Here is a 10214-nt window from a genome sequence, read left to right as displayed (position 1 = left end):
CCGAGTCAGCCTGAAGGAACGTCACATGTCCGTCCCCGACGCGCGACACCGGAATACGGCCGCCGGGCCCCCGTCCGCCGCTCGGGTCACCGCGCCCACACCGGATCCGGCCGTCGCGCCGTCGATTCCGATCGCTTCCCCCGAATGCGGGGAGGCGTCGATCTCGCTGTGGTTGCGCGCGGCGGAGCGAAACGCCGCCGACCCGATTCCCGTATCGTCCATCCCCTTCGTGTCGGCCGAAAATCGCGGTGCGCCCCGGCGGGTGGGACACCGGGGCACGTGGGCGATCGTCGCGGCCGTGCTGGCCGTCGCCGCGGTGACGACCGCCGTGATCGCCGCGGGTGGCGGCGAGGACGATCCGGTCGGCCCCCGCCCGACCGCCCCGCCGAGCGTGCCCGTTCCCTCGCGTACGCAAGATGGCGGCTCGACCGACAAGGGGACGGTCGACCCGCCCGCGTCCCGGGTGTCTACGTCGGTACCGCAGGAGATCGTGCCCGGTGGCGCGTGCAATTGGTACGAAGTATCAGCGGAAGCGTCCGTATCGGACGGCAAACGTGTGCGCTGCACCTATCGGGATAATGGGATGTATCGCTGGATACCGATCTCGACGTCATGAGTCCGCCGGTGAGTCGGTGTCGGGCCGGACCCGCCAGGCGACCTTCGATGCGCCGGGTGATTGCAATTGCAAACGTGTGGTTCCCGGTGCATGATGCCACCGTGGCCAAGTCGCAGGAGGACCAGGAAGCCATCGCGCGCAATCAGGCGCGACAGATGGAGTGGTACGGCGAGCCGTTGAGCGATCGTTTCCGGCGGCTGCTGAAACGGCTGGGCACCTCGCAGATGGAACTGGCGGCGATGCTGGGCCTGTCCGCGCCGATGCTCTCGCAGTTGATGTCCGGTCAGCGGGCCAAGATCGGCAATCCGGCGGTGCTGGCCCGACTCCAGGAGGTGGAGGCGCTCGTTGCCTCGACCGACTTCGACCGCCTGACGATCGCCGACCGCGAGGCCGCACTGGAGCGCGTCCGCTCGCACCAGCCCAGCACCCGCACGGCCCTGCGACTGAACGGACCCGAGGTACTGAGCGGGCCGCGCGCGGACCCGGCCGCAGCGGTGCACGCGGTGCTGCGCGCGGTGGCCTCGGCTGCCGAGATCGAGTCGGCGGCCGAACTGCTCGCGAATCGCTACCCGGGCCTGGCCGAGGTGCTGCGCGTGTACGGCAACGGACGCACCTCGGACGCCCGCGAGCACTTCCAGGCCACGGTGGGCCCGCCGACGCTGTAGCCGACCCCCACCCGCGCGCCGGGGACGCCGGTCAGACCGCGGCGCGGGAGACCACCGGTCCCGCAGTGCCGTGGCGCAGGGTGTGCGAGGGCAATTGCCCGTACGTCTCGCGGTACATCGACCCGAAACGGCCCAGGTGACCGAAGCCCCACCGGAGTGCGATGTCGGTGACGGTGTCTCGGGATCGCCCCTCGGCCACGCTCAGCAGATCGGCATGCGCGCCCGCCAGTCGCACTCGACGGAGATGGCCCACGGGGGTCACGCCCAGGTGGATGCGGAACTTCTCCTGAAGCGTGCGCACACTCATCCCGGCTGCCGCCGCGATGGCGCCGACCGAGATCGGTTCGCCGGCGTGCTGGGCGCAGTACGCCAGTGCCCGGCGCAGACCGTGCGGTTCGCTCGACCCCGTCTCGGGTCGCGGGCCGGCGCCGTGGGCAGGCGCGCAGGAGAGCAAACCGTGCACCAGAGCCTGTTCGAAGTGCCGTGCGGCCAACCGCGAGCCGGCCAGGTGTCCGGTCGCGTCGACCATCCCGCTGAAGTCGCGGGCCAGCGAGAGCCATTGCCGGACACCGAGGTCGGTGTTGTCCAGGTAAGGACCGAGGGCGGGGGCCGTTTGGCGATCCCCGACAGTTTCGCGGTTGACCGCCCGGTCCAGTACCTCGCCCGGAATGCGGACGATCACCACGGAGGTGTCGGGTTCCCAACTCAGTCGGGCCGGTCGGCCGGGGCTCAGCACGCAGGGCGAGAGTGCGCTTTCCACGTCGTCGATGACGACCCGACCCCAGCCGCGGTGTCGAATGGGGATCAGGTGGTCGGTGGTGGTGCCGTCGAAGTACATGTCGGCGCGGGCGCCGTAGGCGAGTTCGAGGATGGAAATCTCGCCCTCGTGCAGTATCCGGAGGTTCGCCTTGACCCGCCCACCGGGCACGTGCAGCCGATGCGGACCCAACCGCGAGGCCACCGCCGCGTGCACGGCGGCCGCGTCGGTTCCCTGGTAGAGCACGCGTCGATGCGTGGTGGCCTCGACCGTGGGAGCGGGGTCGACCGCGGGGCCGCCGGGCCTCTGCCGGACCAGGACGGGGCGGAAGGGGATGGCTGCGGACATGGTCTCCCGGCTCTTCGCATCGATGGAAGGATTCACGAGGGCTTGCGGGCGGATTGTGAGGTCGGCTGATATATGCCTGATCATCCCTTTTACCCACATCGTATATACGCCTGCTCGATCGCTTCGACATCGGATGTCACGGACCGCGTTCGAATGAACGCTCTTTTGTACAGTCTCGGTGGATAGGACGCGCGACATAAGGTCGAGGACGTTACCCGACGCTGATAAATTCGCCGGTAACTACACGGGCCGCGCCGGGTCGGCCCCGTGACGGGGAGTTCGATATGCCGAAAATCGATGACCGCAAGCCCTTTCCCACCGAATTGTTGGCCACGCCGGCCATGATTCGGGCCTGTGCGGACCGCGATCTGGGGGCCATATTCCGGCTCGCCCAGGACGATCTCGGATTTACACTGAGTAAATTGGCCCGGCTGTGCGAGATGACGCCCAGCAGGGTGGGCGATTACGTCAAGGGAAGGGCTCAGGTGCGTCAGCAGCACGTCATCGAGCGTGTTTCCCAGGGGTTGCGGATTCCCGGCGAAATGTTGGGCCTGGCCCCCCAGCCGTGGGAGGAGAACCGCGCCGGGGACGCCACCGGTCCGGCGGCGGATCCGGTCCGAGCCATCGCGGTCGATCACGGGGAGTCGGTGCCGTGGGACGAGCCGGGAGAATCGGCACATCCGTTCGGGGACGCGGTCGAACTCTCCCTGAAGGTGGACATCGAGGTCGGTCGCGAGGGAGACGTGCGGTCGACCTACCGCCTGGTGGTGCTCAACCTCACGGGCCGGCCGCTCACCCGCATGGTCCGGGAGATGTGGTTCGAGCACACCCGGGGTCGATTGACCATCACGCCCACCGACGCGTGCGATCGGCAGATCGCCATCCAGCGGCTGTACGACACCACCGGCCTGAGTAAATTCGCCTGCCAGATCTCGCCACCGGTGCCACCAGGGGAGACTACGGTCATCGAATACGTGTGTGAGGGAGGGCTGTTCGTGGACTCGACGTACTGGCGTCAGGCCATCGCGCGGCCTACGCGAGACTTCTCCCTGAGCGTGACCCAGCACGGGGTCACCGAGTTCCGCGGGTGCGGTGCGATCGAGCAACATCCGGACGGCTCGGAGAATTCGGTGACCCAGCACACCCGGTGGAGTCTCGACGAGGATCGACTGCACGTGACGTTGTCCAGGCAAGACCTGCACGCCAATCAGTACGTGACCCTGCGTTGGGATGTGGTCCATGACAGTGCGTAACGAGATCGAGGCGGCGATTCGCGCCTGGCACCATCTGGAGATCGATCGAGGCGGTGCCCCGATCATCGACTTCGACTTCTTTCCCGAGGCCGAGCCGGTGACCGCCGCCGGCGATCGGCTGGCGGTGCACGCGCGGCTGAGCGACCTCGCGGCGACCTCCGCGGTGGCCGACGCGCCGCGTCTGGCCACCCGGGTGAACGCCGATCTGGCTTATCTGGGCGCCCAGTTGGGGGAGCGGCGAAGTCTCGACGAGTACGTCCGAGCGACCCAGGGCTGCGCCGCCGTGGGCTGGTCGGTGGACTACGTCGGCGAGCGCGCGGCAATCGCCCAAGAGCTGTTGGGGGCGCTGGGGATCGGCTGGCACGACGCCACCGATCGGGAGTTGCGGATCGCCGAGGAGCCGTTGGACGCCGATTCGGTGCCGGCCGAGATACGCGCGGCGACCGCCGACTTCGAACCGGCCGTTCGCAAGGTGACCGAGTCCGAGGCGTGCTACGAGCTGACCATCGAGTGCGTCGATGTCGACGCCTACTGGGCCTATTGGCTCGACGGCGCGGGACGGCACGTCCGGCTGCGGCTCAACCCGCGCAACGCGCGCTTCACCCGGGTCGGCGCCCGACAGTTCGCGCTGCACGAGGTCCTGGGTCACGGGCTCCAGGCGGCGAGTTTCGCTCATCGCTGCACCAGCGAGGACGTGCCGTGGGTGCGGGTTCTGTCCGTACACGGACCCACACAGGTGGTCCTGGAGGGGCTTGCCCAGGCACTCCCGTTGTTCGTGGCGCCCGACGACGCGGTGTTGATCGCGCGAGTGCGACTGGACCACTACCTGCAACTGGTACGCAGCGAACTGCATCTGGCGATCAACCGGGGCGTGAGCGTGACCGCGTGCGCGGCCCACGCCCGGGCTCGGGTGCCGTTTTGGACCGACGAGCAGATCGCCGATCTGATCTGCGACCGAGGAGCCAACCCGCTGCTGCGCTCGTACCTGTGGGCGTATCCGGCCGGCTTCGATTGGTTCGTTCGACTGGCCGAGGAGGCGGGACCGGTGGCCGCCGACGTGCTGCGCGCGGCATACCGGGCCCCGCTCCTCCCGGACGACCTGCACGACCTGTGGGGGGATGGGCCGCAGGTGGGCGGGAGCGGGAACCCGCTCCCGCCGCACGCGCTCGCGCAACGCTGACCGGCCCGGCGCGGCCCCGCCGGAGCGGGGCCGCGGAATCGGGTCTGGTCGGCGCGCCGCGCGATCAGGCGCAAGCCCTCGCTCGCTCCATGTGACTGCGGGCCGCCCGCGCGCCGGGAGAATCCGCGATTCCACCGGCCGCGTAGGCGCCCACCACCAATTCGCCCACCGCGTCCGCCACGGCCGAGTCGGAGACCCGCAACCAGGAGAAGTGCGCATTCGCGGCCATCCGCGCCGGCCACTCCCCGGGCTCGGCCAAGGCGTCACCGAACGTGACCGCCTCGGCGTACAACCGCACCGCCAACTCGGGTCGCCCCATGACCAGGGCGACATATCCGTGCACATCGCGCATGGCCAGTCGCTCCGCCGGATCGGCCGTTGTGGCCGCGCACGCGTCCAGGTCGGCGGCCATCGCCAAGGCCCGGGCGCTGTCCCCCGCCTGCACCGCGCCGCGAATCAGGTCCAGCACCAACCGCTGCTCCCGCTTGGGCGCGGGCAGTCCGTCGGGCAGCCGGTCGGACGCGGTGAGCCTGCGGGTCGCGGGCACCGCCGGCTCTGTGGCGGCGCCCGGCGGGGCCCAGGTCGGCTGAGGCGCCATCGGCGCGGATCCGGTCGTCGAGGGCTGCACGAGCGCGACGGGCGGGGTCGGCGGCCGAAGGGGTACGGGTGCCGGCGCCGGGGCCGCGGCCTCCGGCGTGGCCCGACGCCGGCCGAACCGGCCACGCCGTTGCGCCGGTATCGGCGCGCCCGCCTCGGCGATGGAGCGGTCCGCGTACACGTTCAACGGAAAGATCGTCCCGTCCGCCTCCACCGCGTGCACCCGCACCGGATGTCCGAGCAGGCGCGCCTGCTCCGCGACGACCGCGAGTGCGGTCCCGCGCGGATCGCCCCCCGGCGGAACCGGGACGGTTTCACCGGCCACGCGTACGGATTGGTCCGCCGAGATCTCGACGGTGATGACGGGCCGGTCGGGTACGAGGCCAGTTGTCATGGGGGCTCCTCAATATCAGGAATCGGCGCACAAGCGACACGGCGGTGACACGCAGTTGAAAAGCGCTTACGGAATCGATCGGGATCACGATCGAATGCCACCGCGCCATCGCTCGATCCGGGCGCCTGCCGGAAAAGGGGGATGCGGAACTGATTTGCAGCATACATTCGGCGGCGTGACACGAACAGCGGCAGTTGTCGACAGGTGCAACATTTTGAGGATAAAATATTCGTACGGTATCTTTTCGATTCGATGCGGTCGGTGGCGACCCGGTTACCTTCGGGTTTACCGAGTTCGGGTAACCGCAACGACCTTTGCGCGCGCGCCCGAGGGCTGCATCCTGGCGGCAGGTAAGGCACGATCTCGCATCGGCGGAGAGATAACGCATGAAACTCCCGAACAAGGTCGACGCCCTGGACGAGCTCACGGACGCGATCGAGTTCCTGTCCCCGGCGCGGACGGCGGCGGCCGTCCGGCGGCTGGCGGCGGTGTATCCGCACACCGCCCTCCCGGCGATCTACGACAAACTGGTCGCCGTGCGCCGGTGCGCCACCTCGGTGGAGCCGCGGTCCGCGGATCCGGACGGTTCGCAGGTCGACCCGTTGACGAAGGCACTCGCGCTCGGCATCCACGGGTGGTCCCGACACGACCTGGGAGATACCCGCGAGGCGTTGGCGACGACCCAGGCGGGAGTGCTGAGCGCGGTCGTGGACGCGCGCGACCCCAGCGCCGAAGTGTGGCTGCGCGGAGTCCAGTCACTGATCGCCTATCGCGCCGGATGGGTGCACGAGGCGCTGCGCTATGCACGACTGGGCGCCTCCGTGCGCGACCCCGAAGTGGGAACGGCGTCGGTGTGGTTGCACTCCCTCGTCGCGCTGACCCAGGCCACGCTGGGGGACGCCCTCGCGGCCTCGGCCGCACTGCGCGCCGCCGCCGATGCCCGCGAGTTGTCCCGACGGGACGAACTGGACGAGGTCGGCGGCCTGTTGCACTTCGATCCGGCCAGGCAAAGTGCCTATGAGGCGCTGACCCGGGTCTTCATCCCCGGCGCGGAGCGTCGGGCGATCGAGGTCGCGGAGAGCGCCTTGAGCAGCTACGAGGGGGTCGCCCCCGCCGGCTACTCGCGCTCGGACGAGATGCTCGCCCGGGTCGCCATCGCCCTTGCCTACGCGAGCCTGGACGAGATCGAGGCGACCACCGAGGCACTGCGCCCGGTGCTTCGACTGGACTCGGCCTGGCGTGTGCACGGATTGGTCTCTCTGATGATGGTGGTGCACGTACGGTTGCGCCGTCCGATGCGGGCGCGCGAGACGCGGGTGCGCGAACTCCAAGAGGAGATCGAGACCTTCTGCCAGATGCCGTTGTCCCTGGACCTGTACACCTGAGCCGGATCGAGCGTCGGAGTTCACCGCGTCGCAGGCGTGCGAAGGGGGTCGCGGGTCGATGATCGCGCGCGATCACGACGTCCGCGCCGGGGCAACGCGGTCATCGCGGCACCCGCCCCTTCAGCCGCATCGCCGCGTACACCCGATCCTGGGCCAACGAACGCGCGGCCTCATGCGAGGTGATCCCTCGACGCGCGCCATCCTCTTGAACGAGCACGGCGTTCTCCCGCAGCTTGGTCGACACCGTCGCGCGGATCGACTCCGGATCGGGGCGAAACGCCGAATAGCGCGCGTCCATGGCGAACCCGGCGGCCACCACGCCGCCCGCGTTCGCGATGAAGTCGGGTACCACCACGATGCCCCGATCGGCGAGCACGCGTTGGGCTGCCGCGGAGGTGGGCAGATTGGCGCCCTCCACGATCAGCCGGGGGGTGATCGTGGCGGCCACCGACTCGTCGATCACGTCCTGAATCGCCGCCGGAACCAACACCTCGGTCGGCACCGACAGTTCGAATCCCAGGGGGTGCACGGTCCCGCCCGAGTATTCCTTGACCGCGAGATCGCCGCTGTCCGCGTGCAAGCTCAGCAACTGCGCCACGTCCAAGCCGTGCGGGTCGTACAACGCGCCGTGCACGGAGGAGACCGCGACCACCGTCGCACCGAGTTCGGCGAAGCGGCGGATCGCGGCCGAGCCGACCGCGCCCAGCCCTTGGACCGCCACCCGCGCGCCCCGGAGCGGCAAGCCGACATGCGTGAGCAACGCGTCGGCGACCTCGGCCACCCCGAACCCGGTTATCCCGAGCCGATCGTAAGGGACTCCGCCCAGCACCGCATCGGTGCCGACGGCCGTTCCCCGATCGCCCAATTCATCCTGGATGATCGCGGCGTCGTCCTCGGTCAAGCCCATGTCCAGGCCGAACACGTACTCGCTCGGCACCTCGTTCGAAAGTGCTCGGGCGAACGCCCGCAGGACGGCCTCCTTGTCCGGGCCGGCCGGATCGTAGACGATCCCGGCCTTGGCGCCGCCAAAGAAGAGGTCGACCGCCGCCCACTTCCACGTCATCACCCGGGCCAGTCGGGCCACTTCGGTGGTACTCACGGTCGGGGACATCCGGGTACCGCCCTTACCCATGCCACGGGCGGTGTTGTCGATCACCAGCACGCCCTTCATCCCGGTTCGGGTGTGTGACACGGAGACGACCTTTTCCGGCCCCCACTGATCCATCAGCGACAGGACATCCGACATGTCGAAGCGCTCCCTCAATCCCAACGATCGATACGGACACCGTGCTCCAACAGCGTCGTGGCACGCACCGCCGGTTCCTAGAGGTGCCAGCCCGAGACCTCGTTCGAGCGAGGCCAAGGAATCCTGATGCTCAACCCGTTGCACTTGCGCACGCTCATCGAAGTCGTAAGCACCGGATCGTTCGCGCGCGCCGCGCGCCGCACCGGATACACCGCCTCGGCAGTTTCCCAGCAGATCGCCGCGTTGGAACGGGCCGTGGGCACCTCGCTGTTCGAACGGGAGGCACACGGTATCCGGCCGACCGGGACCGCCTTCACGATCGCCGATCGAGCGCGCGACGCGATCGCCGTGCTGGACAGCCTGGAGCGCGACATCCGCGACGTGGTGCAAGGCCGCAGCGGCCGGCTGAGTCTGGGTACGTTCCCCACCGCCGGCGAACGCATGGTGCCGCACGCCGTGGCCGAGTTGACCCGGCTGCATCCCACCGCCGAGATCCTGTTGGACGAGGCCGAGCCTGACGACCTGGTGCCGCAGGTGCAAAGCGGCGATCTGGACCTGGCCCTGGTCTTCGCATACGACCTGGTGCCGCGCGTGTGGCCGAAGGAGCTGACGGTTCTTCCGCTCGTGGAGGAGACCCTGGCCCTCCTGCTGCCGAGGGGACACCCCGCGCTTCGCGAGGACGGGGTCGACGTCGGCGAACTGGCCGAGGAGCGGTGGGTGGCCACGCGGCCGGACACGGCCGGCGCCACGAGCCTGTCCCGGGTGTGTGCCGCACATCGGTTCGCGCCCAGGGTCGCGTTTCGCAGCAACGACTACGACGTCGTCCAGGGTCTGGTCGCCGCCGGAGCCGGCGTCGCCATCGTCCCGGGCCTGGCCTATCAGGCCCGGGAGGGCGTGGTCGGCGTGCCGCTGGCGCACACGCCTTCGCATCGCCGGGTGTCCGCGCTCTATCGCACCGCCAATCGCAATCCGCTACTGACCGCGGCCGTGGACGCGTTCGTGCTGGCCGGCCGGGGATTGCGGGATCGCTTCGTGCGAGTGGACGAGTCGGTTCGCCATGCCACCGATTCCAACCCCGAGCCATCCCGGCGCCGCGAGGAGGCGAGCTGACCTCGACCGGTGCCAAGCGCCAGATCGGCTTACCCTTCACGTCACATTCCCGCAGCCTGGGCGGACTTGGCCGAGGCCCGCGCATGACGCACGCTTGTCGCACAGAGAGACCCGGTCGTCGCCGGCGGCGACCGGGTCTCTCGGATCGCGACACGGTTCCTCCTGGAACGATTCTCGCCGTCATTCAGGTATGGAAGGGAACTGAGATGACCTGCTCCACTTCGTCGCCCGGCCGAGGCCGCGGCGGCGGCACCAGAAGCGGTTATCGCAACGCCGAGACGCGAACCGGGCGGGGCGCGCACTGCCTGCCCCGACTGGTGGCCGAGACATCCGACCACCCGACGTCCGCCTCCGCGGGCCGAGGGAACTGAGCGCTGCGGATCGGTCGGCGGCCGGGCCTTCCCCCTCAATGGCGCGGGGGACGCGCACCCTCCCGGCCATCGCCGACCGATCCGCCGCGCCGTACCGGTACGGAACCGGGGTTCCATCCCCGCCCGGATTCGTACCCACCATGGCGGCCCGGGTGGACCAGTCGCGTCGTTCACCCGGGCCGCCGTGCCCGAGCCGAGCCGAGCCGTTCCCGACCGCACCGGGCGCACCGAAAGCCCAGGACCCATCCACGACGACCGAGCGCCGACCCACAGCCGGGTCGGCGCTCGGTCG

At 69.6% G+C, this 10214-nt stretch carries 9 protein-coding genes; 6 read left to right on the top strand and 3 right to left on the bottom strand.

The window, feature by feature from the left end; genetic code table 11:
* Positions 1-298: 298 nt before the first annotated feature.
* Positions 299-616 carry a hypothetical protein gene (locus tag ABZS54_RS40130; protein ID WP_355547475.1) on the top strand — a complete coding sequence of 106 codons (318 nt, stop codon included), beginning with the start codon at positions 299-301 and terminating at the stop codon, positions 614-616.
* 101 nt (positions 617-717) lie between these two features.
* Positions 718-1281 (top strand): helix-turn-helix transcriptional regulator, encoded by a 564-nt coding sequence (locus ABZS54_RS40125; RefSeq protein WP_355547472.1) that lies wholly within the window; start codon positions 718-720, stop codon positions 1279-1281.
* Between the two features lie 31 nt (positions 1282-1312).
* On the opposite strand, the gene ABZS54_RS40120 is transcribed toward ABZS54_RS40125, so the two are convergent.
* A complete protein-coding gene (locus tag ABZS54_RS40120; protein WP_355547469.1) occupies positions 1313-2386 on the bottom strand; it encodes an AraC family transcriptional regulator in 1074 nt (357 codons plus the stop codon).
* Positions 2387-2670: 284 nt separating this feature from the next.
* Here ABZS54_RS40120 and ABZS54_RS40115 point away from each other — a divergent pair, with 284 nt between their 5' ends.
* Together ABZS54_RS40115 and ABZS54_RS40110 are read left to right on the top strand one after the other, a co-directional pair.
* On the top strand, positions 2671-3639 hold the full coding sequence (locus ABZS54_RS40115; protein ID WP_355547467.1) for a helix-turn-helix transcriptional regulator: 969 nt from the start codon (positions 2671-2673) through the stop codon (positions 3637-3639).
* The gene (locus ABZS54_RS40110; RefSeq protein ID WP_355547464.1) at positions 3626-4819 is read left to right on the top strand and encodes a hypothetical protein; all 1194 of its coding nucleotides are present in this window, start codon (positions 3626-3628) and stop codon (positions 4817-4819) included. Before ABZS54_RS40115 ends, ABZS54_RS40110 begins: the two co-directional genes overlap by 14 nt.
* 64 nt (positions 4820-4883) lie before the next feature.
* On the opposite strand, the gene ABZS54_RS40105 is transcribed toward ABZS54_RS40110, so the two are convergent.
* Complete coding sequence (locus ABZS54_RS40105; protein ID WP_355547463.1) at positions 4884-5810, bottom strand: hypothetical protein; 927 nt, start codon at positions 5808-5810, stop codon at positions 4884-4886.
* Positions 5811-6196: 386 nt separating this feature from the next.
* On the opposite strand from ABZS54_RS40105, the gene ABZS54_RS40100 reads away from it, so the two are divergent.
* Entirely contained in the window at positions 6197-7195 is a 999-nt protein-coding gene (locus ABZS54_RS40100) for a hypothetical protein (RefSeq protein ID WP_355547460.1), read from the top strand.
* Between the two features lie 100 nt (positions 7196-7295).
* On the opposite strand, the gene ABZS54_RS40095 is transcribed toward ABZS54_RS40100, so the two are convergent.
* Entirely contained in the window at positions 7296-8441 is a 1146-nt protein-coding gene (locus tag ABZS54_RS40095; RefSeq protein WP_355547478.1) for a Glu/Leu/Phe/Val dehydrogenase dimerization domain-containing protein, read from the bottom strand.
* 126 nt (positions 8442-8567) lie between these two features.
* Between ABZS54_RS40095 and ABZS54_RS40090 the strand changes: the two genes are divergently transcribed.
* Positions 8568-9551 carry a LysR family transcriptional regulator gene (locus ABZS54_RS40090; protein WP_355547457.1) on the top strand — a complete coding sequence of 328 codons (984 nt, stop codon included), beginning with the start codon at positions 8568-8570 and terminating at the stop codon, positions 9549-9551.
* The last annotated feature ends 663 nt before the right edge of the window (positions 9552-10214 follow it).

Origin of the sequence: Embleya sp. NPDC005575 (assembly GCF_040605455.1) — a bacterium.
Lineage (GTDB): Bacteria > Actinomycetota > Actinomycetes > Streptomycetales > Streptomycetaceae > Embleya.
The sequence above is the reverse complement of the archived record's forward strand: the minus strand, read 5'-3'. Positions and strand labels throughout refer to the sequence as shown.